Source organism: Verrucomicrobium spinosum DSM 4136 = JCM 18804, assembly GCF_000172155.1.
Taxonomy (GTDB): Bacteria; Verrucomicrobiota; Verrucomicrobiia; order Verrucomicrobiales; family Verrucomicrobiaceae; genus Verrucomicrobium; species Verrucomicrobium spinosum.
Genome location: NZ_ABIZ01000001.1, coordinates 5140844 through 5166511 on the forward strand (window position 1 = coordinate 5140844; position 25668 = coordinate 5166511).

General features: G+C 60.1%; 26 protein-coding genes and 1 tRNA gene. 7 read left to right on the plus strand and 20 right to left on the minus strand.

The features are described from left to right. Positions 1-125: 125 nt before the first annotated feature. The 3 genes from VSP_RS20875 to VSP_RS40560 all read right to left on the minus strand — a co-directional run bounded on the left by VSP_RS20875 (position 126) and on the right by VSP_RS40560 (position 8860). A complete protein-coding gene (locus tag VSP_RS20875; RefSeq protein WP_157210988.1) occupies positions 126-1814 on the minus strand; it encodes a S1 family peptidase in 1689 nt (562 codons plus the stop codon). A 137-nt stretch (positions 1815-1951) separates the two neighbouring features. After that, positions 1952-7063 (minus strand): beta strand repeat-containing protein, encoded by a 5112-nt coding sequence (locus VSP_RS20880; protein ID WP_044133615.1) that lies wholly within the window; start codon positions 7061-7063, stop codon positions 1952-1954. A 324-nt stretch (positions 7064-7387) separates the two neighbouring features. After that, positions 7388-8860, minus strand: coding sequence for a nucleoside recognition domain-containing protein (locus VSP_RS40560; RefSeq protein WP_029190627.1), 1473 nt, complete (start codon positions 8858-8860; stop codon positions 7388-7390). A 336-nt stretch (positions 8861-9196) separates the two neighbouring features. Here VSP_RS40560 and VSP_RS36535 point away from each other — a divergent pair, with 336 nt between their 5' ends. From VSP_RS36535 to VSP_RS20900, 3 genes are all read left to right on the plus strand, one after another. After that, entirely contained in the window at positions 9197-10150 is a 954-nt protein-coding gene (locus VSP_RS36535; protein ID WP_009963130.1) for a MerR family transcriptional regulator, read from the plus strand. Positions 10151-10224: 74 nt separating this feature from the next. Further along, complete coding sequence (locus VSP_RS20895) at positions 10225-10695, plus strand: low molecular weight protein-tyrosine-phosphatase (protein ID WP_009963132.1); 471 nt, start codon at positions 10225-10227, stop codon at positions 10693-10695. A gap of 222 nt (positions 10696-10917) precedes the next feature. Next, complete coding sequence (locus VSP_RS20900) at positions 10918-11805, plus strand: fructosamine kinase family protein (RefSeq protein WP_009963133.1); 888 nt, start codon at positions 10918-10920, stop codon at positions 11803-11805. A 195-nt stretch (positions 11806-12000) separates the two neighbouring features. Here the strand turns inward: VSP_RS20900 and VSP_RS20905 are convergent, their stop codons facing one another. Beyond that, positions 12001-12276 (minus strand): KH domain-containing protein, encoded by a 276-nt coding sequence (locus VSP_RS20905; RefSeq protein WP_009963135.1) that lies wholly within the window; start codon positions 12274-12276, stop codon positions 12001-12003. A gap of 262 nt (positions 12277-12538) precedes the next feature. Continuing rightward, the gene (rpsP, locus tag VSP_RS20910; RefSeq protein WP_029190628.1) at positions 12539-12790 is read right to left on the minus strand and encodes a 30S ribosomal protein S16; all 252 of its coding nucleotides are present in this window, start codon (positions 12788-12790) and stop codon (positions 12539-12541) included. Positions 12791-12962: 172 nt separating this feature from the next. Between rpsP and VSP_RS20915 the strand changes: the two genes are divergently transcribed. Next, a tRNA-Ser gene (locus VSP_RS20915) sits at positions 12963-13050 on the plus strand. 172 nt (positions 13051-13222) lie between these two features. Continuing rightward, positions 13223-13600 carry a hypothetical protein gene (locus VSP_RS20920; RefSeq protein WP_009963137.1) on the plus strand — a complete coding sequence of 126 codons (378 nt, stop codon included), beginning with the start codon at positions 13223-13225 and terminating at the stop codon, positions 13598-13600. Between the two features lie 113 nt (positions 13601-13713). Here VSP_RS20920 and VSP_RS20925 read toward each other — a convergent pair whose 3' ends face one another. The 3 genes from VSP_RS20925 to VSP_RS36540 are packed head-to-tail and all read right to left on the minus strand — an operon-like array spanning position 13714 to position 15175. After that, entirely contained in the window at positions 13714-14253 is a 540-nt protein-coding gene (locus VSP_RS20925) for a hypothetical protein (protein WP_009963138.1), read from the minus strand. Then, on the minus strand, positions 14253-14996 hold the full coding sequence (locus tag VSP_RS20930; protein ID WP_009963139.1) for a hypothetical protein: 744 nt from the start codon (positions 14994-14996) through the stop codon (positions 14253-14255). Before VSP_RS20930 ends, VSP_RS20925 begins: the two co-directional genes overlap by 1 nt. Next, positions 14993-15175, minus strand: a complete 183-nt coding sequence (locus tag VSP_RS36540; protein ID WP_009963140.1) for a helix-turn-helix transcriptional regulator — start codon at positions 15173-15175, stop codon at positions 14993-14995. Before VSP_RS36540 ends, VSP_RS20930 begins: the two co-directional genes overlap by 4 nt. 161 nt (positions 15176-15336) lie before the next feature. On the opposite strand from VSP_RS36540, the gene VSP_RS20940 reads away from it, so the two are divergent. Next, positions 15337-15657 (plus strand): hypothetical protein, encoded by a 321-nt coding sequence (locus VSP_RS20940; protein WP_009963142.1) that lies wholly within the window; start codon positions 15337-15339, stop codon positions 15655-15657. Positions 15658-15667: 10 nt separating this feature from the next. Here the strand turns inward: VSP_RS20940 and VSP_RS20945 are convergent, their stop codons facing one another. The 10 genes from VSP_RS20945 to VSP_RS21000 all read right to left on the minus strand — a co-directional run bounded on the left by VSP_RS20945 (position 15668) and on the right by VSP_RS21000 (position 22240). Further along, a complete protein-coding gene (locus tag VSP_RS20945; protein WP_009963144.1) occupies positions 15668-16048 on the minus strand; it encodes a hypothetical protein in 381 nt (126 codons plus the stop codon). A gap of 47 nt (positions 16049-16095) precedes the next feature. Further along, entirely contained in the window at positions 16096-16623 is a 528-nt protein-coding gene (locus VSP_RS20950) for a hypothetical protein (RefSeq protein ID WP_009963146.1), read from the minus strand. Positions 16624-16756: 133 nt separating this feature from the next. Beyond that, the gene (locus tag VSP_RS20955; protein WP_075088690.1) at positions 16757-16966 is read right to left on the minus strand and encodes a helix-turn-helix domain-containing protein; all 210 of its coding nucleotides are present in this window, start codon (positions 16964-16966) and stop codon (positions 16757-16759) included. Positions 16967-17079: 113 nt separating this feature from the next. Continuing rightward, a complete protein-coding gene (locus VSP_RS20960) occupies positions 17080-17640 on the minus strand; it encodes a hypothetical protein (RefSeq protein WP_009963148.1) in 561 nt (186 codons plus the stop codon). A 17-nt stretch (positions 17641-17657) separates the two neighbouring features. Next, a complete protein-coding gene (locus VSP_RS20965; protein WP_009963149.1) occupies positions 17658-18239 on the minus strand; it encodes a hypothetical protein in 582 nt (193 codons plus the stop codon). 124 nt (positions 18240-18363) lie between these two features. Beyond that, the gene (locus VSP_RS20970) at positions 18364-18891 is read right to left on the minus strand and encodes a hypothetical protein (RefSeq protein WP_009963150.1); all 528 of its coding nucleotides are present in this window, start codon (positions 18889-18891) and stop codon (positions 18364-18366) included. Positions 18892-18925: 34 nt separating this feature from the next. Beyond that, positions 18926-19756 carry a S49 family peptidase gene (locus VSP_RS39765; protein WP_009963151.1) on the minus strand — a complete coding sequence of 277 codons (831 nt, stop codon included), beginning with the start codon at positions 19754-19756 and terminating at the stop codon, positions 18926-18928. A gap of 2 nt (positions 19757-19758) precedes the next feature. After that, positions 19759-20067, minus strand: a complete 309-nt coding sequence (locus tag VSP_RS20990; protein ID WP_009963152.1) for a hypothetical protein — start codon at positions 20065-20067, stop codon at positions 19759-19761. 12 nt (positions 20068-20079) lie between these two features. Next, positions 20080-20229: a hypothetical protein gene (locus VSP_RS42485; RefSeq protein WP_009963154.1), complete on the minus strand. Its 150-nt coding sequence runs from the start codon at positions 20227-20229 to the stop codon at positions 20080-20082. 28 nt (positions 20230-20257) lie between these two features. Further along, positions 20258-22240, minus strand: coding sequence for a tape measure protein (locus VSP_RS21000; protein WP_009963155.1), 1983 nt, complete (start codon positions 22238-22240; stop codon positions 20258-20260). Positions 22241-22403: 163 nt separating this feature from the next. Here VSP_RS21000 and VSP_RS21005 point away from each other — a divergent pair, with 163 nt between their 5' ends. Continuing rightward, the gene (locus VSP_RS21005) at positions 22404-23093 is read left to right on the plus strand and encodes a hypothetical protein (RefSeq protein WP_009963157.1); all 690 of its coding nucleotides are present in this window, start codon (positions 22404-22406) and stop codon (positions 23091-23093) included. A 296-nt stretch (positions 23094-23389) separates the two neighbouring features. On the opposite strand, the gene VSP_RS21010 is transcribed toward VSP_RS21005, so the two are convergent. Next, on the minus strand, positions 23390-24820 hold the full coding sequence (locus tag VSP_RS21010) for a replicative DNA helicase (protein WP_157210989.1): 1431 nt from the start codon (positions 24818-24820) through the stop codon (positions 23390-23392). Next, entirely contained in the window at positions 24714-25418 is a 705-nt protein-coding gene (locus tag VSP_RS44000) for a helix-turn-helix domain-containing protein (protein ID WP_029190633.1), read from the minus strand. The genes VSP_RS21010 and VSP_RS44000 overlap by 107 nt, the downstream gene beginning before the upstream one ends. Positions 25419-25668 lie beyond the last annotated feature (250 nt).

Below are 25668 nucleotides of genomic sequence, written 5' to 3' on the forward strand. Positions count from 1 at the left end.
CAAGGGGGGCGCGTCCAACAAGTTGCATTTATTGAGCAGATCAAACCAACCTGCACGCATTGGGTTACCCGCCTCGGAGTTTCCCATTCATTCTGTAGATGCTGAGCGGCTGCAACATCCGCCAATCACTTCACACTTCGCGCGAATCGCTCAGCACTTTTTTGGAACTGCACCTGCCAAAATTCACGAACCTCCACAAGCTCCGTCACAAACTGCTTCATGTAAGGGGATCGATCTGAAGTCTTCAGGCTCGTGACCTGGCTCGCTGATCCGCTGGAAACGCTGGAGAAGAACTCTCCGTAAACAGGATTCGCTGCTGATGCTGAAATCGTCGCACCAGCACCACCGAGCCGATCATTGACCCGGGCAATCCCCGCACTGATAACGCCACCCAAACGGTGCCTGGATCCGTCAATGACGACTTCACGGACAATGTAATCCCCCCGCTGATCAGACGGAGCCTCAAACCCTCCACGATTGTTCCTGGGTCTCAGGAAACAAGCTGCGGCCAGAGTCAGAGTGTCGCGATCAAATGCCCGAAACTCTTCGATGCCACCATAGAGCGCAGAAAGCTCCATCGTCCGCCATTTGACCACCCGCTCGGGGCGCACGGCAAACCGCCGCACCGCACCGAACTTGGTGGACTTTGCCCAAACATCACGCATGCCACTGGCATCGAGATATGTGGATATGCCCACGACTTTCCGGCTGGCTCGGTCCACCACAGGCCCGCCACTGTTGCCCGGAACAATTTCGCAACTGATCTCGACGCGATCAGGCCCCACCCCAAGACAGGTCCCGGTCAACTCAGTGAAGACCCCTCCACCCAGGCTGTTTCCATAAGCCACAACTTCAGTGGTTGGAGCCAGCGAGTCTGCTCCAGAGGAGACGAGTTCGTAGGCACGAACCCCTTTGGGTGGCACGACCTCAAACCTGGCCAGATCCTCCAACCCGTGCGGAGCAGCCGCATTGTAGGTGTCTGATATCTGCACGAGATAGGGCATGGGAAGCACTGTGCCATTCGCAGTCGTAACTCTCACCAGCTTGGAATTGAACCCACCCGGACTTCCACAGAGAACGTGGGCATTCGTATAGGCGTAGTGCTTGCCATCCACTTTGGCAATGAACCCAGACCCAGTGCCCTTGTCCGTCGTGATAATCAGAAGCGATTCCTTCTCGAACAAGGCGCTTCCAGGTGCGGTTGAGGCGACTTGCCCTCCCCCAGGTTGACTAGCGAGCTCATCGTAATTTCCCCGCCCCCCGCTGACCTTAGCCTCCGAGGCACCCAGCCGCCCAAACAGGAATTGAAGCTCCGAGGGCAGTTGCAGAAATGACACCCGGGTAATCCCACCATCGTGACTGACCTTGACCCCGTCAGATTCCACATCCGTGATGACAACGCCCGTGAGATCGCCAGCACCCGTACGGATCGTCCCCAAGCGAAGTCCGCTTGCCAGTTTCGCAATCGCCTGCTTTTGCTGGTCAATATGCCTCTGATACGCGTCTTCGTTGGATTTCAGAGTTGCCTGTAGTTCATCTACTCGCTTGCGCAGGCCCTGCGCCTCCAGACTGTGATCGCGATTCTGTGAGCCTATTCGAGCCTGCAGGGCACGGTTCTCTTCCTCCAGACGGTAATTATGTACCCGCAGTTCCTCCGACTCCTTCTGCACCAACTCGGGAACCGAGGACGCGGCACCAAGGGGGACATCTACATTCGAATCTCCACCTCCGCGCTTTTCACACGCTGTAGACGAGACCATCAAGCACCCCACCAGCATCCATTGCCAGCGCGCCTTTGATACAGTTGCATGCATGTTGGTGGGGGCACTTTGGGCGTACAGCATACCCCTCTTTGTCACTCCCCCCAGAGAGAAGCAAGAAATTTCCAACTATAAGCCCATCAACCAATCCCCAAGCCCCAACCGCCCAGCTCCCCCACCAAACCACCGATTCACCAAACCACCGCCAGCCTCCTCCGCCGCAATACCACCGCACCCGCCGCCACGACCAGCAACACCATCCTCCCAGGCTCAGGTACAACCGTAACCGAAATCGTGCCGTCCAGATAGAGCTTGCTGGTGTCCCATGACAATCCCCCACCCAGGGTCGGCAGCGACAGCACACTGAACTCCCCGGTGCGGGAGGTGATCCCGCTCCAGTCAAAAAGCTGCCAGGAGTCATTCGCCGTCCATTCCATCATCTGGTTGGGATTCCCCAGCACGAGGGTGGCGCCGCTCTCGATGACCAGGGATCCGTTCACCACCATGACGTCAGACGCCGTTGCCACACCCGCGTTATTTCCCAATCCCACCCCGGTGAACAAGTCCAGCGCCAGGGTGCTGCCCGTCTTGAAGGTGAGCACCCCGCTGCCGCTGGTGGCGATCTCCAACCGGCTGGCCTGGGCCAGGGTCAAAGCCGCATCGCCCACGGAAACGCGCCCACTGACGGAAACATGATTCCCCGCAGCGGGAGCCACGCGGCCTGTCCCCGCCAGGGTGCCGCCCGCCGCGACGGTGACCATTCCGGTGCCCGTGGCAGAGCCGGTGCCCGTGCCCACGGCCGCCGTATTGAGCGCCTGCAGAGTGCCTGCTGTCACCATAGTGCCACCACTGTAGGTGTTGCTGCCGGTGATACCCCAGGTGCCGACGCCCGCCTTCTCGATCTGTGTCTTGATTGAAAGACTGGCGTCATCGATTCCGACAATCTCGTTGGCCCCCGCATTGGTGCCACCGAGCTGGAGCATGCGGGCGATGGGATTGCCCCCAGCGGCCGTGAAGAGCGAGGTGAACTTCACCGTGCCCGTGCCCACGTTCTCGATAATCCCCACCGCAGAAGGGATGTCTGTGGAGTTGTCCGTGTTGATCAACCGCACTGTCCGGTTGGTGACGGAGTTCGTGGAGCCCACATACCGAAGCGTGGCCGTCACACTGATTGGAGCACCGGTGGTGGTGTGGCTCGCTATGTCGATAATGGCGTTGTTCGGGTCCGCGTTGAAGGTGCCCGTGCCCAGGGAGCTGGTCTGCCCGGCATCCGCCAGCGTCTCCACCTCCACAATGCCGCGGTGGATGGAGGTCTTTCCGGCATAGGTGTTGTTCGCCCCGAGTTGCAGCAGCGCCCCGGTGGCAGCCACCTGGACGCCGATGTTGTTCTCATACTGCCCGCTGCCGCCGATCGTGCCCCGACGAAAATCACTCGTGATGTTGTCCGTGTCCAGAAGGATGCTGGAAACAAAAGTCCCGCCACCCACGAGCGCGTTCTGCGTGCCGTAGCCCTCAGTCCGCAGCCAGTCTCCCTGGAGCGTCAGGCTGGCGGTATTGTTCCCCACCTTGAGCTTGCCGCTGGCGGCCCCGCCGCCAATCGTGAACTGCGTGGAGGAGCTGATGCTGCCGGACTTGTAATAAAGAGTGCCCTCCACCACGCTGATGGTACCCGTGAAGGTGTGCGCCACCGTCTCCAGCACCACGGTGCCTGCACCAGCCTTGGTCAAGGTGGTGGCGCTCGAGACGGTGGCGTTGTTCGCAATCACGGAGCTGATCACGAGGTCCCCCAGCGTGTTGTTCTGGATGATGACAAGGTCCGCTTCGTCAAAGGGCGTGCTGGTGGAGACGCTACGGAGGATGCCACCATCGATGTAGGTGGTCCTGGCCCCCACCCCCTCCCCCACCAGGATGCCGCCGGTGGTCAGGATCACGCCCGTACCCAGTCCGATGTAGCTGCTCTGCGCCGCATTGAAGCGCAGGCTTGTGGTATCGGCGTTCTCGTTCAACGCTATGATGCCCGCACCGAGCACCACATCGGCATTGCCCGCCAGCGTGGTGGATGTGCCCGCCGTGTAGCCGCCCGCGATGCTGGACAGCCCGACAATACGTCGGCGATCACCCGACCTGGCCGTGGTGGCGGCCCAGTCGTTCTTGCCCCAGGTGAAGGAGGTGATGCCGTCGTGGCTGATGATGGCATTGTCGATGCCGCCAGTCGTGGTGACGCTGATGGGGCCGCCAGTCCCGGTGGCATCCGCCACATCCGTCACCGCATCGAACTGCACGATGCTGGCCGATTTGGCCCGGGCGAGATTTCCTAGATCCACCGTCATCCCCGCCCCGCCATTCTGCACCACCTTGAAATAAGACATGCCCACGCCAATGGAGAAGATGCCGAACTGCTGGCTGCTGTTGACGCCACTGCCAGTCTTGGCCGTCAGCTTCAGCGTGCCGCCCGCCAGCCTGAGTGCGCCGGGCGATGACAAGCCGTTGTAGAGCAGATTGGTGGGGGTGCCCAGTCCCGTGTAGTCGAGGTGCATCTCCCCGCCGTTCACGGTGGTGGCCCCGTCATAGGTGCTGGTGGCCTTGAGGGTGAGGGTGCCGGTGCCCTCCTTGGTGATGGAGAGGGCTCCGGTATTCTGGCGGGCAATCGCGTCCTGCACCACGATATCTCCCGCCCCGCCAAAAGTGAGCGCCCGGTTGCTGCTGCTGTTGTCTTTGATGATGGCATTTCCGGAGGCGACATCCAGCGTGAGGGTGCCGCTTTGAGACTCGATGCGCGAGGTGTTGTCCACCGTGATGAGTCCTGTGAGGGTGTTGTCACCGCTGCCATTCCGGATGCCGCCGCTGTTGTTGAACCCCGTACTGCCCAGCGAGATGGGCTCTGCCGAGAGTGTCAAACCGCCCGTCAGCTCCAGCGTGCCGCCGGTATTGATATCCGTGAGGCTAAAGGTGCCGGCGTTGTTGCCCAAGGCATTGGCGTGGCCCACGCGCACCACGCCACCGTTGATCGTGACCGTGCCAGTGAAATTGTTGTCCCCGTTCAGGACTAGCGTACCGTTGCCGGTCTTGGTCATGATGCCGGTACCGATGTTCATGCGACCATCCACGATGATATTCGACCTCCCACCGAACGTCACGGCAAACGTGCCCGTGATGGCGTTGGTGGCAGGAGTGGCGGCCAGAAGCCGCAACGTGCCAGCGTCTGACACGATGCTCACGGGGGTGAGAATGGTCAGGACGCTGGATACCGTGTTGTCCCCGCTCACATTCCGCAGCGCCCCTTCCACCGCCACAGAGGTGCCGATGCCGGAAAGCGTGACGGCACGGTTTAAGGTAATACCTCCGGACAGCCTCAGGGACGCACCATCCTGCACCGTGATGAGCCCCGCAGTCCCCAGCGCGGCGGCGTTGCGGATCTCCAGCGCCCCGCTGGAGATCGTGGTGCCCCCGGTGTAGCTGCTCGTTCCGGTGAGCACCGTGGTGGAGCCACTCGCACCATTGATGAGCACGTTCACCGCACCTCCTCCGGCATTGTTCGTGATGCCGGAGTGAATGGTAAGCAGGGAGGTGGTGGAGTTGTTGGTGAGATAGAGCTGGCCGGTCCCTGCAGAGGATCCACCCGCAGAGAGGAAGCTGCCCACACCCAGCTCCCCAATCGTGAGATTCCGTGCATCTGACGCGATCTGCACGCCGCCCACGGCAGCCAGGCGCAGGGTGTTGCCGCTGGCAATCGCGACCGCCCGGTTTCTCACCGTATCGGTCATGGAGACGGTGGCGAGATAACTCACCGCAGCCTCCGGGGTGACGACGCCAGTGGAAGTGCCGCCGATGGTGAGATGCGTGGCCACATCACTGGCCTGTGCCACACCCGTGCTGTGCGCGGTGCTGCCGGTGAAGCCAGTGAGGACACCGGACGAAACCTGGGCCCAGGTGGCGTAGCCGCTGCCGCTCTTGTAGGTGGCCCAGGGTCCTAGGAAACCATCTGCCGTGGTGGTGGTGATGCTGCCCTGTGCAGGACCGGTGAAGGAGATCATGCCCGCGCCCGTGCGGGTGATGGTGCCGAGTTGCAGCGTCATGCTACCGCCCGCACCAGAGTTCACCTGAATGTCACCTCTCAGCCCGGTGACGGACACATTGCCAAAACGCTGCACGTTATCCGTCGCCGCCTTGCCATTGAGAATGAGGAGCGAGCTGCCAATGGCGCTCGCGAGGGGGGAACCGGCAAACTCCAGCCCCCCGGCCGTGACCACACCGTTGTAGAGAATGTCCTGGACCGGTGCGCCCGTCGCAGCGAAGTCCAGGATGGTGATGCCGCCGGTATAGCCCGCCAGGTTGCGCCCCAGCACGGTCTTGCCGCTGTAGGTATTCGCGGCGGTGAGAGTGAGCGTGCCATCGTTTTTAGTGAGGGAGAACCGGTGAAAAGCATAGCCACCACCTCCGTCAGTGAGGGCGGAACTGATGAGGATGCCGGTGTTGGAAGAGTGGGTGAGAATGCCCATGTCACCCGTCATGGTGATGCCGCCAGACAGGGTGACATTGGAGCCCAGGATGCGGATGGCACCGTAGGCATTCGCGTACCCGGCAGCTGTGATCGCCTGGTTGAAAGTCGCATTGGAGGGACCGAGCGTGAGCGTACCGTTGTTCTGCACCACGATGGAGCTCACGTTGCCAATGGTCGCCTGCGCAGTCACGCCGAGATAGATGTAGCTGCCGATGGTGAGCGTGCCCGTGAGATTCGGGTTGGACGCCATGTTCAGGTTCAGGAACTGAGTGACTGCACCGCTGCCCGTGGTCTTGCGGATCGTCAGGTTGCTTCCTTGCATCGCAATGTTCGCGTTCAGCGCGACAAACTGCGAGCCCCCGGAGGAGAAGTCTGCCATCTCAATGTAGCCGCCGTCTCCAAAGTTCAGCACCGTGTTGGCTGCGGCTCCGTTGAGGAGATACTGGTTTCCCGCCACCGGGGTCGTGGCGCCCAGCGGGAGGAAGACCAGCCCTTTCAGGTTCATGTTGCCGGAGACGGTGACCACACTGGGGTTCACCGGCGTGGTGCTGCCAAACTGCGCCACCTCCAGGCCGCTGTTCGTCCACAGCACGTTGTTTCCAGAAACAGAGTCAATCCAGTTCGCCACCGTGGTGTTCCACGTGCCGCTGCCGTTCTGCACCCCAGGTGAGCCGGGCGTCAGATCCCATGTCAGCGTCTGCGCGCGCAGCCCGGCGGCTGGCAGGCAGAGGCCCAGGGCAAGAAGCGCCGAGTATCGAACAAGGCATCGGCAGATGGCACGGGGGTGGCGAGGGTGTTTCATGGGTTGGGCGCTCCTTGCCCCCGCCACCAGCGGCACACCACACGGCTGACTCACACCTTCGCCTGGTCACGGGGGGAATGAGGATGTCCCGTCAGCACCGCGCGTGCCGCGCCTCCCGCCGCACGGGCACATGGTCACATTTGTACTGGAACCCGTCAGGTACGAAGCTCCCGATAAGATCACATTTTCACCAGTCCGGAGGATATTCCACCCGGTTCAATGAAACCTCGTGAACACAATGAATGTACCAGGACCGGGGCAGTCTTTGCCCGCCGCCACCGACGCCCCGCCCGGGTGGAGCGGCCTGTTTTTGCCTCCACATCCTCAGCTGAACATCAGCCGGCCCAGCAGCACCGCCATGCCCATGCCCACCGCATCCGCACACAACCCGGCGGCCAGCGCGTGCCGGCTGCGACGGATGCTCACGCTGCCAAAGTACACCGCCAGCACGTAGAAAGTGGTCTCAGTGGAACCATAGAGAATGGCCGCCGTGTAGCGCAGGGTGTCCGTGGAGGACGGGTGCAGAATGATCTCGTTCAGGATGCCGGAGGATCCGGAGCCGCTGAGCGGCCGCATGATGGCGAGCGGCAGCAGCTCCACCGGCATGCCGATGAAGTCCAGCAGCGGGCGCACCGCCGTCTGCAACAGCAGCAGCGCCCCCGACTCACGAAAACACGTCAGCGCCGCGAACATGACCACGAGGAAGGGCATGATGCGCAACGCCACGCCGAAGCCCTCCTTGGCCCCCTCCACCATCTCCTCATACACGGCCACCCCTTTGAAGAGGCCCCAGACGACGGCGACCAGCAGGATGATGGGAATGGCCAGCACCGACACCGATCTCAGCCCCTGACGCCACGCTGAAGTGTCCTTGGGCACCTCCCCTGCCGTGGCCTTGACCGCCCCACTGGCCGCGGCGGCTTCCGCCTTCAGCACCTCCTGCCGCTCCTTGGCCTCGGCCGCCCGCTGCTCTGCAGCAGAGATCACGGCCTCCATGCCAGTGGCCCGCAGGACAGAGGCCCGGAAGTCCTTGGAGAACTCCATGGCCCCGCCCAGCGCAAAGAGGGCGCACACGAGAGAAAGCAGAACCGCCCGCGTGGGGGAAAGGCGAAAGGGCTTGGGGGCGGGAGCGGCATCCTTTGCGCCGGTCGCCGTATCCGGCTCGCCCGCGCCAGCGCTGGCAGCATCGGCGGTCACTTCATCCGGCTGCACACGAAAGGCAGGCAAACGCTGGAGGAACTTCGCCATGAGCACGGCCGCAACGGTGGCACACGCGGTGGCAATGAGCGTGGGCGCGATCACCGCATACGGATCCTTCACCCCACCAGAGCTGAGGTAGATGATCGCCCCCATGGGGATGAGCGTGAAGCCAGCCGTATTCAGCGCCAGGAACATGCACATGGCATTCGTCGCGCTCTGCTTCTGCGGGTTGAGCTCCTGGAGGTAGCCCATCGCCTTCAGACCCAGCGGGGTGGCCGCATTCCCCAGCCCCAGCATATTGGCAGCGATGTTCATGGTGATCGCCCCCATCGCCGGATGCGTGGGCGGCACCTCAGGGAAGATGCGGCGCAGGATGGGTGAGAGAATCTTGGCCACCACCTCCATGAGGCCCGCCTTTTCCATCACCCGCAGGATGCCCAGCCACAGCATCATGGTGCCCGCCAGTGGCAGGGCGATGCCCAAGACGGCATCCTTGCTGCGCTCCAGCAGCGCCGCCACCACCACGTCCAGTTTCCCAAAAAGCGCGCCCGCCACCAGGCCCGTGAGCAGCAGAAAAGACCAGACGTAGTTCAGCATGGGGCGGCACTCAAGGCAGATCAGGCCCGGAAGCAACCGGGGATGCGGGGGAATCTGCAAATCCCAAACGCAAAAATCCAAACTTCAAACTCCCCCTCGACTCCCGCGCCCCGCCAACCAAGCACCAAGAACTACGAACCAAGAACTCATCCGAACCGTATCCACCCCTGACCAGCACAGTTTTCGCCCGTTTTCCGGGCAAACTGATATTGGTGTTTGCTGTTTTGATCGCTGTCGTTTCTCATGGGGCCCCGTCTGTGAAAAAATCCGTTGTTTCCCAGTCCAGGGCCCGCACGTAAAACGCTAGCTGTACTCTCCCCCTTCTAAATTTCCCGCATGGTAGCCGCCTCTAAAGAACTCCGCCACCCCATCAAGGTTGTGTGCCACCGCACCGGCCTGACGGCCCACGCCATCCGGGTGTGGGAGCGGAGGTACGGCCTCATCTGCTGCAAACGGACGGACTCCAACCGGCGCCTGTATTCGGACGAGGAAATCGAGCGCCTGCGCCTGCTGAAGGAGCTGACAGACTGCGGCCACCGCATCAGCCAGATCTCCTGTCTGTGCCTGGATGAACTCTATGGCCTGTATAAGAAAGAGGTCAACCCCGCCCCGGTCACCGCACCGCTCCCGCAGGATCTGTCACACGACTCCGCAGAGCAGTGTCTGCAGCGCTGCAAGGAAGCCGTGCAGGTGTTGGACACCGCCGTGATCAGTGACCTCCTGGAGGAGGCCCGCCTGCGCTACGGTCAGCGCACCGTCCTGCTCCGCATCATCGCCCCCCTCGTCCACGAAGTGGGCGAAGCCTGGCGACGCGGTGAGATGCGCGTCTCCCACGAGCACCTGGCCACCAGCGTCGTGCGGGATTTCCTCGCACTGGGCGCACGGAACTACCAGCTCCGGCCCAACGCCCCGGAACTCCTCGTCACCACGCCCATCGGCCAGATCCACGAGGTGGGTGCCCTCTTGGCCACCGCCGCCGCCCGGGACCTCGGCTGGCGCGTCACCTATCTGGGCCCCTCTCTGCCGGCAGAAGAAATCGCCGCCTGTGTGCAGATCCGCAAGGCCCGCGCGGTCGCCCTCAGCATGGTGTACCCCTCGGACGATCCCAACGTCCCCAATGAGCTGACCAAGCTCCGCGGCATGTTGCCAGCGCACACCGCCCTCCTCATCGGAGGCCGCGCCGCCTACGGCTACTACCAGGCCCTCCGCGTCCCAGACGTCCGCCTCGTAAACTGCCTGGCAGAGATCGAAGCCGCCCTCGAGGAAATCAGCGTCCACAGCTGCGAATAAAGCCCCCTGCGAATTCCCTTTTCCTTTACCCCTCTTCCCTGCTTTTCACTTTTTACTAACTACTTTTCACTTCAGTGAAGCGCCTCCTCTTCGTCTGCATGGGCAACATCTGCCGCTCACCCGCCGCTGAAGGCGTCATGAAGCACCAGCTCGCCGCCGCAGGTGCGCTGGGCAAGGCTGAGGTGGACTCCGCAGGCACCATCAATCTCCACGCCGGCAATCCCCCTGATTCCCGCATGACCGCCGCCGCCGCGAACCGGGGCATCAAGCTCGTCCACCGCGCCCGTCAGGTGACCGCCCAGGATCTGGCCGACTTTGACCTCGTGCTCGTCATGGACGAGGACAACCTGCGCGACGTCCGCCGCCTGGACCGTGAAGGCAAATACGCCGCCAAGATCAAGCTCTTCTGCGACTATACCACCCGCCACAGCCAGACCGAAGTCCCCGACCCCTACTACGGCGGCCCCGATGGCTTTGAACTCGTCCTCGACCTCCTGGAAGATGGCTGTACCAACCTGGTAAAAGAAGTGCAGGGCCAGGGATAAGGGAGGAGCGTCAAGGGAGCAGGGCTTTAGACAGAATTAACACAATTACCAGAATTCAAACCGCAGGCACCACAACGCCACCAACAGCCGGAGATCCGAAACCCTAATTCCGTAAATTCTGTTAATTCAGTCTAAACCTTCCCCACAAACGCAGTCTGCCCCATCTTGTTAATCTGACAAAAATCTTGTTAATCCTGTCTAAAAGAGGTCTCTCTCCTTCACGTGACCTCTTCCCTCACAGAGCGCGTCCGCACCGCGATCACCACCGCCACGGGTTCTCCCCTCGGTGCCTGTGAGGTCCGCCCCGTTCCTGGCGGAGACATCCACCAGAGTTATGTCCTCGTGGCCCTCACGCCCTACTTCGTGAAGGTCAACACCGCCGATAAAGTCACCTTGTTCCAAGCGGAAGCCCTGGCCCTCCAGGCCCTGGCCGCCACCCACACCCTCCGCGTCCCCAAGCCCATCGTGTGGGAGGTTTGGGAAGATTCCAGCTTCCTGGTGCTGGAGTACATCCCCCTCCAGAAGGGGGCCTCCCATCAGTTCCGCCGCATGGGCGAGCACCTCGCCGCCCTCCATCGGGCCACCTCACCGCAGGGCAAGTTTGGCTGGGCACACGCCAACTACATCGGCACCACCCCGCAGCCCAACGCGTGGACCGATTCCTGGATCGACTTCTGGCGGGATCAACGCCTCGGTTTCCAGTTCCGCCTCGCCCGGCAGAAAGGGCTCGCCCTCCCCGGTGCCGACCGCCTGCTGGAGCAGCTCCCCGCCTTCTTTGCAGACACCACCGTGGCCCCCTCCCTCCTCCACGGCGACCTCTGGGGCGGCAACGCCGCCTTCGACGAACACGGCCTCCCCGTCATCTTCGACCCCGCCAGCTACTACGGCGACCGCGAGTGCGACCTCGCCTTCACCGAACTCTTCGGCGGCTTCACCCCCTCCTTCTACGAAGGCTACGACGCCACCTGGCCCCGCCAGCCCGGCTGGGAACGCCGCCGGGACCTCTACAACCTCTACCACATCCTCAACCACTTCAACCTTTTCGGGCGCACCTACGCTCCTCAGGCTGAGTCCCTTTTAGACAGGATTAACCGGAGCATCCAGGGGTAAGAGAAGAGGGTTAAGGGAGAAGGTTTAGACAGAATTAACACAATTAACAGAATTCAAAGAGCAGTCGCCACAGCGCCGCCACCAACCGCAAATCCGAAACCCTAATTCCGTAAATTCTGTTAATTCAGTCTGAAAAGTCTCATCGCTCCTCCTTCAATCCCGTCGCGCCCCCTTCACAATCTTGTTAATCCTGTCTCAAGTGGTCTCTTCCTCCTCCCTGACGCCATCCACGCGCAGAGACACTTTCACCCCGTGCTTCTGGGCAGCCACGTTCACCAGGGAGCGGATGGCACTGATCGTGAACCCGTTCTTCCCGATCACCCGGCGCACATCATCCGGCGCGAGCTGAATCCGGTACGAAATCGCCCCGGCGCTGGTCGTCCCCACAGCGATGCTCGCCTGCTTGGGGTGATCGATCAGATTCGCCACCACGTACATGAGGAACTCGCGAAGGGCTTCAGGGGCGTCCATGGGGTAAGAGAGAGTGAAAAGTGGTAAGTAAAAAGTGAAAAGTGCAGTTTCGCCCCAAACCCCAGCCCCACCTCCAGCCGAAGTTTGAACTTTGAGTTTTGAAGTTTGAGATTGGAAGCTTCTCCCCTCTGTGAACCTCCGTGCCCTCTGTGGTTAAACCGAAACTCCCCTTCCCGTCATCCCGCTGAACCAGAACGCAAAAAATCCGCCGCGAACTGGGCAAACCAGCGCGGCGGACAAAAAACAGCAAAACTGCCAGCCCTTAGGCCTTGGGAGCAGCGGCGACAGCCTTCTTCAGGATGCTGCGCACGGTTTCCGTGGGCTGAGCACCTTTGGCGATCCAGGCGTTGGCCTTCTCCACGTCCACTTCAGCGTTGTCCTTGCCCTTGAGCGGGTCATACGTCCCAAGGATTTCAAGGAAGCGGCCATCACGACGGAACCGCTGATCAGCGGCCACAATGCGGTAAAACGGGCGGTTTTTCGTGCCTTCGCGGCGGAGTCGGATGACAACCATGGGAATCGTTACAGAATACGTGAATGTGAATGAGTGGGCGAGGAGCATGCCAGCCCCAAAATGAAAATCAAGCAGGAATTTGCTTTTCTGCTTTTCATACGCAGGACCTGCGCTAGACTCCGCCCTGCCCCAGCCGTCGGTGTTCGCACCGCGAGCCTGGGAAGCACCAATTGGAGAGATGGCTGAGTGGTTTAAGGCGGCGGTCTTGAAAACCGTTGAAGCGAAAGTTTCCGGGGGTTCGAATCCCTCTCTCTCCGCCACTCTAAGGCGCTGAAAATCAGCAAGATACACCGAGTTGGAAACCGCACAGGCAATGCTCACAGGGCAACTTTGATACTCTCATTTAGCCTCGTTTGGATTCTTTTTCCTGTATCAAATCGGTATCAGGATTGAACTCTAATTCAGGCAGTTCATCGCCCTACCTACACACACATGGACTTCAGTGATGCACCCTCGAAGCTTCAGCTTCCCAATGACACACAGATCTCCTGTATGACCGATGACGACCTGTCGGAGTTCATAGAAGAGTTTCTTGAGGAAAAGGCGGACCTGCTGCCGCTCATTGACCTTTGTGACCAAGGGGGCTCGCCTGAGCCCTACACAGCGGAATTTTACAACCTGCATCTGACTAGATATCAGACTGGAGAGATTGAAGGCGAGATCGATGTGAGCTTCACGGAATCCTTTCACGGCGGTTGCCGTGACATCAATTTGAAGGAGCGCCAAAGTGGGCTTTTGGTTATCTCAATTCCTGCCAAATCTCAGCAAATAATCGTCAGATGCAGATCTGCCAACCGCTACCACAAATAAGCCCTAAAGGGCCAAGTCAAGGTTTTCGCCCCCCCTAGCAAGCTCCCAATTAAAAAAAGCCCTGCCGACGTTTTGGCGGTTATCGGCATCCCGATAACCGCCAACCACCGGGCCTATGCCGCCTTCCGGGGCGTGTCCCCGAACAGCGGATGCGGACGCTTCTTCCGCCCGGGCTTGCCCCTGCCATCGGTGAGGCCCTTCTCCAGTCGGTCCGGCTCCGGGGCGGGCATCGGATTGTCTTCAGCGATCCAGGCTTCCCGCAAGCCCTTCAGCCGTATGAACTGCGAGTAGAATACCGTGGGCGGCATGAAGGGCTTCACCGTTGCCGCGGTCCAGTCCTCCGCAATTGTCGTCTCCAGCAGATCCTGAAGGAGTCCTTCGAGCCAACCGCCATCAAAGGTCGAATCAATCGCCTCAATCCGCCGGCGGGTCTTCGGGGTCAGGATATCCGGCTTGGCCTTCTTGACGCTGGGAGCGGGCGGAGAGCCATCCAGACTCAACGCAAGGGTGCCAGTCTCCTCGATCTCGTACAGGAGGCGGGTGAGGCCAATGCGCAGCAGGTCAGGCACCTTGAGGTGCAGGGCATGTGCGGCAGCGATGGAACGGTCTTCGAGGGCGCGGTACTGCTTCCCCTGGAAAATGGAGTTGGTCATCACGCAGCCCTCCTTTCCGTCTTCTCCACCCGCTTCACACGCCAGGGCGGCAGCTTGAGCGGTGGTAGCCCGTCCTCCTTGCGCCAGCGCCCCACCATGGCCCGGTAGTCACGGCGGGCCTTCTGGGTGTCGTCGAAGTTGTAGGCATCGAACAGTAGGCCATCCTCACCGTTGAGCAGGTCACCCATGATCTCCTCCATGATCCACTGAGTGAAGCCGTTTTCCCGGCGGAGTTCGAACACGCGATTGATCTCGGCCAGGCGGGCGTGCAGCTTGGGGAAGAGTACCGGGGGCAGGTAGCCAGTGAGATCAAGCGACCCGGTGGCCTCGATCTCCCCAACAACGCGATTGACGGCGGTCTTGAGGATGGCGGCAAAGGGCACGCCAGCGGCAGCGCAGGCCTTATGTATCCGTTCCGCCTCCTTCTTGCGGGTCTTCGCGGGGTGGAGTTCAGCGACCGCCTCCATCAGGAATTGCTCAGACGCTGGAGCGGGCGGGAAGGCAGGAGCGGCAACGATCTCGTAGGGCACTGGGGCGTCTGGCCCCACCGGCTTCGCAGGAAGGCGAAGCATATCCTGCCTGAAGTAGTCTTCGAAGCTCTTGCCCGCCTTCCTCGCCAGACCTCTGAACATCGTTAGATGCTCCGGGCTCATTGCGATGACAATCTCCCCGGGGAGGTGATCCACATCAGGAACCTCCTGGCCAATCACGGTGCGAATCGTGATCAGCTTGCCCGGTTTCACTTCATTCTTTCCAGCGTCTCCAGCAGGGCTTTCAGGGTGAACCCGCGGGGTGTGCGCTGGTCGTTTTCCCACGCAATGTACGTTGGAAGCGGAGTGCCGAGTTGTTCGGCCATTTGCTTTTGCGTGAGGCTCAGGCGTTCCCTTGCCGCCTTGAGCTTGCGAACTAGCTCTTCTGACATATGCTTTCATTGTGACGATCCTCTATCCAGGATTGTTGCATGCGGGTCTGTCGGGTGTTCCACCACTCGGCAGGCCTTTTTTATGTTCCCCACGGTTGCCGTGGTTCACGAGTATGAGCTTATACATTGCATAATAATATGCAACGGAAAAGTTTCGTGGAGTGAAGATTTTTCACGGACTCGGCACGCATGAAGCGAGGGGGCGCGTGATGAACGTCGCCGACCTCCTCAAAGTCGCAGAGACTGCAACCCCTGAAGTCCAATCAGTTGGAAAGAAATGGGCCACCATGCTCCCGGTCTTCATCCAGCTTCGTGGCAAGGGCTTTTCCCGTCGCCAGTCTATCGAGTGGCTCGTGAAGCAGGGCGCCATGAAGGCTGATGACCAGGGGCGAGCGATCAAGGCGTTCGACTCACTGCTCACCCGCCGCAAGAAGGCTGGTAAGATCATGGTGCAACAGAGTAGCGCTCTACGGGACCAATGAAATCACCGTTTCAGGATCTGGACTGACGCACTGGGGAGGGCATCTTGCCGTTTACCCATTCTGGCTCATCGTGCTCAGCGAGCCACGCGACAAGACTCGCTCGATCAATGAGCACCACTCCGCGGAGAGCGCCCTTGCTACGGATGTGATGCACCTTGATAGCAGTCCCGTACTTGCGGCTGTCCCGAATGCGCTCAATAAGCCAGGTGCGAGACATGCCAGTGACCGAGCAGCGCTCTCCATTGTCAGGCAGGCGAATGAACTCCGGTGGGAACGCATCAGGAGGCACCATAAGGACCGTCACGCCAGAGGGCAGCTTGTCCGCGCAGAGCTGGAGAGCGCGGCGGGGGATCTTGAGGATGATATGGGCAGGGTCTGATTTGGATTCCATGTCGAGGAATCGCATGCTGATCAACTTCGGAGCCTGCCCCTTCACGCCTATCTCGCCTCGTAGGCGTACTTGGCGTAAGCTGTGGTGCTGCCACATGTCCCTACAATGTTCCCGTTCGCATCAATGGCTCTTGCCGCCCATCCCACATACCGCTGCCCCGTCTTCGCCTGAGCCCCCAGGGCAATATACTTGTCGTAGGTGTCTTCGGTAATGACATCAACCGTGAGGATAGCAGGTTTGCCATTTTCGGCAGTCGCCTCTTTCGCGTCGGTAGATTCAATCTCCAGATCCTTCGAGCCCTGGTTGCGGAAAAGAAAGAGAACCTGAACCTTGGCCTTTTGGGGAGCCCTGGCAACGGTGGACATTGTGATCGCAAGGCATCGACGGCTTGTAGCCTCTTTGTTGAAGCTGCCCCACGGGGCTTGCCAGGTGGTTGTGACATCCCGACTCATGCCAACAGTTTTGCCGGTCAGGGTGATTGACGGGGAGACCGTCACCGGCTCGGCTGTGGTTTGCGCGCGCAACGAGGTGAGCGACAGTACAAGAGCTGCAGCAGCGAAGAAGACGTTTTTCATGCGCGTAGAGTAACACATTCGTCAACACCCACCCTCATTTTTCGGGCTCGCCGCCAGAAACTCGCCCACCTGCTTTCCAGCGAGAGCCTGTCGGGCACTGAAAGTTTCCTGCAACCTTGCGGATATCGAAACGCTACCTGGGGACGTTCACCCGGCCATTAGCCTCAACACGCTTGATGTCCACAAGATCAAAGCGGATGGACCGCCCAAGCTGAATGTAAGGCAGCAACCCGCTTCGCATCATGCGCTGCACCTTCATCGTCGAGCATAGCCAACGCTTGGCCAGCTGCGCCTTGGTGAGCATCGTGATGTCGTCGGCATGGGCTTCAGTCGTCTTGGTCATGTGGCGCTCTAGCATTTGGTGGCCATATAGGCAAACAAAAACCCCGCCCACGCCAAAGCGCAGACGGGGTCCCTGACGGCTGAATGGTCCCTCGGGAACCGCCAGGAAATGGGTCAGCCAGCCGTCTGGAGGCGGGCAAGCTCGGACTCGGCGGCGTCGATGGCCCTGCCTACCTTCTCAACTGAGTCGGAATCTTCCGCCGTCTGTGCCGCGCTCCGAGCCTGAATAACGGTGGGGTGCAGCTTCGCAAGTTGCAGGACCAGCTTCCCAGCCGGAGACGTCTGGAAATCGCTGGCTCCGATCACGCAGGGAATGCCGTGCTTGGCCACCGCCTTGGAAATGTCGTCTCGCACCCGTTGCTCGTGCTCATCGGCTTGGGCCTTCAGCGCCCCGGTCAGTTCGGCGATGGTTCGATAGGCCACCGGGAACGACTCATCAAGAATGCGATTCGCTTCAGCCTCGGCGGCTTCAATCCGGCGATCCATGATTTTGACGCCCCATTCAACATGGGGCATTTCAGCGGCAATGACGGAAACGTCTTCTTCCGAGTTGGCGAGATGGTTTTGACGTTCGAGAAGCTTCGACTTCTCGTCTTTAAGCTCCTGAACCTTGAGGCATGCGGCTGCATGGTCTTTCTGTGATTGGCGATACGCAGGGAGGGTAGGTGTGATCATTTTGAGGGACGCTGAAGTTACTTTGCGGTGATGATCGGGGCGAGGTCGGCCACGGTGGCGGAGCACGAATTGATGTGCTGGATGAGGCTGGCTGTGTTGATATCGCCGCTGGAGCGAACCGCCTTGGCACCCTCAGCTTCACGCCACGGACGGACTACCAGCGGATGATGTCCGGCGATCTCATTGGCGCGGCCCAACATGCTCTCGGGGTCCACTCCCCAGCCCGTCACAACGGCCATCAGTTCGTTGCGGCGCTTGTCCTGCTCGATGTCACTGAGCCGGGTGAGCTCGTCAATCAGACCGGACAGGACGCCGCGGGCGGGCTCACGCAATGCCTTCCAGAAACCATCGCGCTCAGAGGTGGCAGTACGGAGGCGGTGCTCCTGGAGCTCGATTTCGCTGTCGGTGGTGGAAAGCCCCTTGGCGATTTTCGAGGCCTCGCCGTCAGAGTTCAGGAGGTCGGTACGCTTTTGGATCAGCTCCGCCTTGGAAGTCTCCAGGCGCTGGACTCTGCCAACGGCGGCAGTGTACTCTTTGGTGAGGCGGTCATAGGCTTGCTGGGGCGTGGCGGTTCGAGGAGCATCTTCGAGGGTATTCATTGGGACCATTCTGTTTGCTTGAGTCGGCCAAGGTCAGACGTTCCCGTCCACCTGGTTCCCTGACCTATGTTCAACGGACATCTCGGGAACTGCCGGCGCACCCACTCGGGGACCGGACGGAAATTCACCACGTGAAAGCGGCCATCCAGCCTATCCGCGGACCATCGGTGAGTGCGCGGATCTCCTCCTTGTGCAGGGTCCAGAGAGCTTTTCGGCCAAACTTCGTGTTGCACTGATCGAAGCCATGGGCGAGCTCGGCAAGGCGCTCGTTCTTCTCGGAGTCGGTCATGTCCTTGACTGCCTTCTTTGCAGCAGGCTGAGGGGCAGGCGCGACAACGGAGGCCTTCAGCGTCGCGTTCTCCGTTCGCAAAGCGGCAATGTCCTTCTCCATGGCGCTCAGTCGAAGCTGAAGGGCTCCGATAGTGGCGGAGTGATCCACGGCCACGGGGGCGGGCGCAGACGTTGGCTTGGCTGTTACCGCAGGCGCGGGGGTTGGAGCTGAAGGAGTGGACGCGACAGGCGGCGGGGCTTCTGCCTGAGTGACGGACTTGTCACGTTCCAGGATCAGGGCACGAGCTTCTCCCACCTTGCCCTGCTTCTTGAGGGCAGCGATACGAGAACCGAACGAATGGAAGATGTCTGAGAGTTTCATAGGACCAATTCAACAAGGTTCACGGTGTCAACGCTCAGTGCAGAAGCCTGCCTGCATACTCCTCCAGGCTGTCCGAGGTGAGCACATCCACCAGCCCGAGCTTGAGCGCCGTCTTGCCGTCGAAGCTCTGGCCCTGCATGGTGGAGTCTGCGATGCGGCGGGAGGCGGTGACGGCCTTCTTGAAGTCGGCATAGATGGAGTCAACCTGGCCTTGGAAGATGGCGCGCTCTTCATCGGTGAGCTTCTGGAAGCTGGCACCCATCGCCTTGTGTTTCCCGGCCTTGATGAGGTTCACAGTGTAACCCTCCATCTCAAGGGCGCGCGTCTCATCGAGCAGGGCCATGTACACGCCGATGGAGCCGATACAGGAGGATGGCGCGGCGGCGATCACATCAGCCTGTGAGGCGAGCCAGTAAGCTGCGCTGCAAGCCTGGCAGTTCACGAAGGCGTGAACCTCCTTGGTCTGGGCGAGTCGGGCGATGCGGGCAGCAGTCTCCGGTGTGCCAGTGACCCCGCCACCGGGAGAATGGATGTCGAGAACAACATGCGTGACAGCGCGGTCGTGCTCCGCCTGCTGCAACGCTTCGTCGATCACTTCGAGATCCACGCCCCCAAAGCACTCGGCCTCCAAGGCAGCCAGGCGTTTGTCAATCACCCCGTCAATCCGGATGATGGCCACATTCTGGAAGGTGCCGTAGATGTCGGCAGTCCTGGAGTCAGGGGCCTTCCCCTCCAAGGCAGACGACTGCGCCACAGCGGCACCCATGCGCGCCAGCAAGGCAGTTTCAAAACTCCACCTCACACCGGCGTCGAGGAGAAGCGGTGAACGAAAGAGCTTTGCGGCAAGGCGAGGGTAAGCGTGCATGATCAGACAGTGAAACGGAAGGTTGCGGTGATGATCTCAGGGCGGCGAACACACGGATGCAGCTGCACCGCGCACTGGTCCCCGGGCCGGATGTTGAGCTCATTGGTAATCATGGCGTGGGCACTGTCCGGGGTTTGCAGTTCGTTGAAAAACACGTGGCCACCGATCAGCCGACAGTCTTCACCGAAGTAGGCAACGAACTCGTGAAACGGTCCCCACGCTGCGCCGTCGTCTTCATCGAGTGGCAACACCGCGGTGACAGCTTCGCGGGGCTGGCCAGCGAGTGAGAGGAGATCAATGGGCGTCTGCATGGGCGTGGTGGTTCAGTCGTCAGGAAACAAGGTCGCCATCAGCCACAGCCAAGCCAGGGTTGGCGCGAACGTGATCATTTTCCAGAGTGGGGACCAAATCGGGATGTAGCCGTTTGGGTAGTCGCGCCGGTCGCGGTCGATTGGGAACTTGCGTTGTTTCATAGTGAGATGTCCTTTTTGCTGATGGCCATTACACGCTCGGTGGTGCCGCCTGGGGGGCGGATGTCACGCCTAGTTGCTGCCTCACGAGAACGACCAACTCTTGCAGGGACTGGGTCTGACGCTGGTTCTCGCGTAGGACTGGATCAGAGCTGCTCGACGGGCCAGCACGCCCGCCGCCGCCCACTGCCTGTAGACTGGACACTGGCACGGATGCCGCCGCCTGCTGGCGTGCGGTCATTGCGTCCTGGCGCTTCTTGGCTTCCTCGTCAGCTTTAGACTTGATGTCATCCGCCTTGCGGGTCTCGTCATCTGACAGCTTCTTCTGCTCCTCGCGCAACTTGCCACCAACAGCGATGGCCTCGGTTCTCTTCTTCGCAGCCTGCTCCGGGTCGGATTCTTCCAGTCTTGCGGCGTCGGCATCAAGTTGGTTTTTCTCCTGTTGCAGCGCGGCAATCTTCTGGATCGGCGTCATTTGCTCGAACTCCGCCTCCTTGCGCGCCTTGGCCTCCTCTTCGCGGGCCTGAGCAATGGCAAGGATGTCGGCCTCGTCTTGCTTGCGCTGGTCCTCCGCTTTGCGCTTTGCTTCCTCCTGCTGCTTCACTGTCTCCTTCTCGATCTCTCTCCGGATCTTCTGCTCTTCCTCCATGGCATCGATGCGCTTGTCGTCATCCGGGGCGGTGAGAGCCTCTTGCATAAGGCGGGCGCGCTCCTGCATCAGAGCATTGATCTTCGCCTCTCCTTCCAATCGGTCTCGCGCGGCGTCGGCTTCGTTCTTCTGGAGGCGCTCCATGCGCTCGCGGATCTTCGCTTCCTCTTTCGACACCTCGGCTTGGGCCTTTGCGGGTTCTGCCGCTTTGGTAGCCGCCTCGGCTTCCTTCTTTTTGATGGGCGCGGGATCAAGCCCGTTCATCCTGGCCATTGCCTTCTGAGCTTCATCGCCGCTCTTCATGGCTTCAGCAAGGTTCTGCTGAAGAGTCTCCCCGAACACCTTGCCCAGATCCTCCGCGGTCTTTTTCGCAGTGGCGGCCGCATCGCTAAAGTTGCCAGTGAACAGCTCGGACATGGCCTTGCTGAGTCCACCGACGCCTTGCGCGGCCACTGCAATCGCACCCGTAAAGGTGTTGCCCAAAATCATGGCGATTCCGTTGATGCCAATCGCGGCCAGGTCCACCAGCTGAATGACGAAATTGAGCGCTTTACCAAACGAACTGGACCGGCCCTCCCAACGCTCCATGGATTCCGATGCCTTGTCCGCCTGCTTGCCAAATGAGTCCAGCAGCGGACTGGCGAATGCCACCAACAAGCGGTCGAAGGCGTCTTCCAATGCGGCAAGCTTGCCAGGCAGCGTTTTAGCCTGCTCGGCCATCATGCCCCCCCAGTCGCCCCCAGCGCCGGTGAGCTTGCGTAGTGCAGCTTCGAGGTCGGCAAACGAGACCTTGCCCTCACTGGCCATCTTCTTCACAGCCGCTTCGTTAACCCGGTACTTATCGGCCAGAAGCGAGAGAATCGGAACGCCGCGGTCGAGCAGTTGGTTCAGGTCCTCTGCATACAAAGTTCCTTGAACCCGCATTTTTCCATACATCGCCGCGATTTCATTCAACGGCGCGCCTGTGCCGGCGGCGACATCGCCCAGCATCTCCAGGGTTTGAATCAGTTCGCCAGGTGCGGTGCCAAACGCCAGCAGCTTTTTCGCGCTCTCAGCCAACTCATTCAGGCCAAGCGGCGTTCTCCCTGCCAGGTCGGCAAGGTCCTTCATCATCGCCTTTGCTGCCTCACCAGATCCCAGCAACACTTTGAAGCTCGACAGCAAAACCTGCATGTTGGCGGCCTTCTCAATCGCCTTCTTGAACAAGGTGACCGCACCAGTCAGCAGGCCAAAGGAGGCAATCGCGCCAGTGAGCTTCGTTCGTAGGTCGCTGGTGAACCTGCTCGTTGATTGCCCCATTGCTGCAATCCCGCTTTGGAACTGCGCGCTATTGACCCCGACGTTGATCTGGATTTGATCGGCCATTCCCCACGGGCGGGGTGTCAACGCTTGGCCAAAGGGCACGACGGCCCCTCAACTCCGGGGTGGGAGCGGGCTCATGGGGGCAGTGTCAACGGGTGTTGCGTGTCACGCGCGGCTGTGGTGCAATTCAGCTTGCGGAGCCAACCGGATTCTGAATCATGGCCGCATGGAGACAAAAAAGATCGCTTGGCTTTTAACCGGGGGTATTGGCGTGGCCTGGGGTGCAGCCTTTGCCTTCTCCAAATGGAACGAGCACGCCTTCCACTCGATGAGCGACCGTGGCACTTTTGGCGACAGCTTCGGGGCGTTCAACGCTGTGGTGGGTGGACTGGGTTTCGCGGCTGTGGCCTACAGCCTCTATTGCCAGCAGAAGCAGATCTCCCAGGAAACGGCAGATCGAAAGGCGCAGGATGACAAGGAAGACAAAGCAAGGAAGGAGCAGGACAAGAAAGTGGACCGTCAGATAGAGGCGATGAGCACCCAGGCTGCGGCCATGACGAAACTTGCGGAAGCGATGGCCGCGGACGCCGAGTTGGCCCGGCTGGTCGCTGAGTTCGAGGTGGTGGAGAGAAGCATTGTGATCCGAAGCAAGGAGGTGCCGAGCATTGCGGACCGAACACCAGAACCACCTGAGTACTTCCAAGAGCTGAGGGACTATGACTTGGAAACCATAATTGAGTCAATACCTCAAAAGGGACTGAGGGGTCCAAGGAGAAGAGTCTCCGCTCTCGCCCGCCCCAAGGTAGATACCGCCGAAGAATACGTAGATGCACTGCAAGACATCCTTCGGCTGCGTCGCCGGAGGCGAGATTTGATCGAACGCATAAGTAAGCACGGCAGGCGGCAAGAAGAGTGACGTTGGGAATGGGAAGCAGGTGGGCAAGTTCCCAATGGTTATCAGTCATCCAGGGGCCCTCACGGCTGACGGCAGTGGGGCGGGACGACCGCCGGGGGACCGTAGGGAATGGGAACTTGCCAATATGCCCATTCGCGCATAAATGACGCTGGATACTAAAACCCCACGATTTAGACGCGAGCGGAAGCCTTCCTGCCAGGGGTACCCCTAAACAGCGCCTACCCCGTCCAGGACGCCCTGTGCCTGTGTCGGGTTCAATGATGGGGTGTTGGAGGTCTTCATGTAAAGGGTGACGTCTATGATGCCCTTTGCCGCTCAATGAAACGGAAGGTGGGACCATGGAAGTCGTAGTTGATCCAGACGCCTCGCGCGCCTCCTCGAACTTTAACCAACTCGATCAACCTCTTATCCTCCATCCTCACCTTATCGTTTCCTTCTGCGCGTTCTGGCACATGCAATGTAGCCACCACATCTGAGTCTTGGCCGATGGCCCTGGACTCCCGCAGCTTCCCCTCATCATTCAACTGCGATAGATTGATCACAGTCACGCCGAGCAACTTCGCGTCAGCCTTCATGGCACCACTCATCTCGGCAACTTCACGTTCACGTGTGTGACCGCGCTGGTCGGCAGTCACAAGTTGCAGGTAATCCAGGAAGAACACCCGCACACCATGACGGCGGACCTGGGATCGCATATCCGCCCGCAGCGCAGAAAGCTTGATGCCGGATACGTCGCGCACATGCAAAGGCCATCCCCGCATTGCGCTGGAAGCCGCCGCAAAACTCTTCATCACCGCCGGAACGCGGAGCCCTTGAACCAAGTCACTGCAGGGAATGCCGGAGAAAATGGAAACGAGGCGATCCGCGTTTTCATCGTCAGTCATTTCAAGCGAATAGATGCAGGTTGGCACCTTCTCACGCCCGAGGTGAACCACAAGGTTCTGAGTAAACGCCGACTTCCCGTCAGATGTGCCGCCGCCAATCGTCCATACATGCCCCTTCCGAAAGCCGCCCGTTGCTGCGTCCAAGTGAGGATAGCCTGTAGACATGCCAGGAAGCTGGCCAGGGTTCCTTATAGCCTCCTCGTAGCGGTCTGTGGCATCACTGAGAAGCTGAGCCCAAGATCTACCCGCGCCAGTGCATTCCCCCTCCTCCCGAATCCGGATGATTGCCTGCTCAAGCTCTGCAAGCGTATCAGTGACGGGGGCGGCCGGGTCGTGTGCAGCAATCTTCCCGAGGCCATCGTGGCAGGCCTGCTGCATCTTGCGGAGCATGAATTTGCTCTTGAGGATGCCCTTGTAGTACTCGTAGTGCGCCGGGGTCGGCACAAAGGACAGCAGGTCCGCCAGCGTGGCAGGTCCGCCAACTTTGTCCATATCCCCACTGTCCAGGAGATGATGAGATAGGGAAACGAGATCAATAGGACGGCCTGCTGTGTGAAAATCCCTGAGAACGCCGTACAAAAGCCGATTAGAGCGTTGGTGAAAAACCTCTTGAGGTAACGTGCGGATGGCATCGCCAATAAGCTCGTCAGGGGTCTGCAGGAAGCAGGAAAGGAGGCCCTTCTCTGCATCTTCACTGTAAGGAAGGGTGTCGGCGGGAATGGTGCGGTTGCTCATGTTAGATGATGTTGAGTTTGCTAATGCCTGGGGGAGGTTTGGTTCCTTGATGTTGTTGATTCCTTGAGTAATCAGGCTCCTCGAAGAGTCCTTGATAGTTCTTCTCAATGCTGAAATTGATCGCAGCGATGGCGCGCGCCTCTCCCCATCCTTGGGCTTTCTTGAGTTGCTTGCTTCGACAAGAAGGCGTCAGGGGCTTCCGCTTCTCTTTGAGGTGTTGTTCCCACTCCTGCCACGCGTTTGCAAACCCGGTAGAGGTGAAGGGCAGGATTACTGAATTCAACAATTCATTATTCCTGTTCTTCCTGTTACTGTCCCGAACCTCCTTCGGGGGTAGGCGAACCTCCTTCGGGGGTTCCTGAATTGACCCCCGAAGCAGGTTCGGGGGTTGATGGCCCGCCACCCCCGAAGCAGGTTCGGGGGTCAGGAGTTGAGCATGCCGCCCTTTGTGAACCTGCGGGTGAAGTAGGTATGAAGACTTGCAGCCAGAGTTCCTAACAATTTTGAGATGCCCGCCTTCCTCCAATTCCGAGAGCGCGTTGCAGATTGCGCGATCTGAATAGCCTGTATCCAGTTGCATGCGACCGATAGAAGGATTGCATTGGCCGGTCCTCTCATTGTACCGGGCCGCGAGCGCGTTGAGCACTCCCTTTTGGGTAGATGACGCGTCCACGTCCAGGCACAACATTACCATTTGTCCTCCCATCTACGCAGCCTCCTTTCCGGCCGCGGCCTTTGTGTGAGTGGTCATCAGCGTGGTTTCATCAACCCAGCGCTTGCGTTCACGATTGACACGCTTATCTTGAGGTACCACCCATCAAGATTTATGTGCCTCGCGTGCCCGCAAAGCCGCGGGGTTTCTTGTTTAAAGAGTGAAGGTGTTCATGGTCTCAAGTTCCCGTCAGCCGCCGCAAACACAGGCGTCGGGTTTGTGTCGCGATCATGAGGAAAGGTGG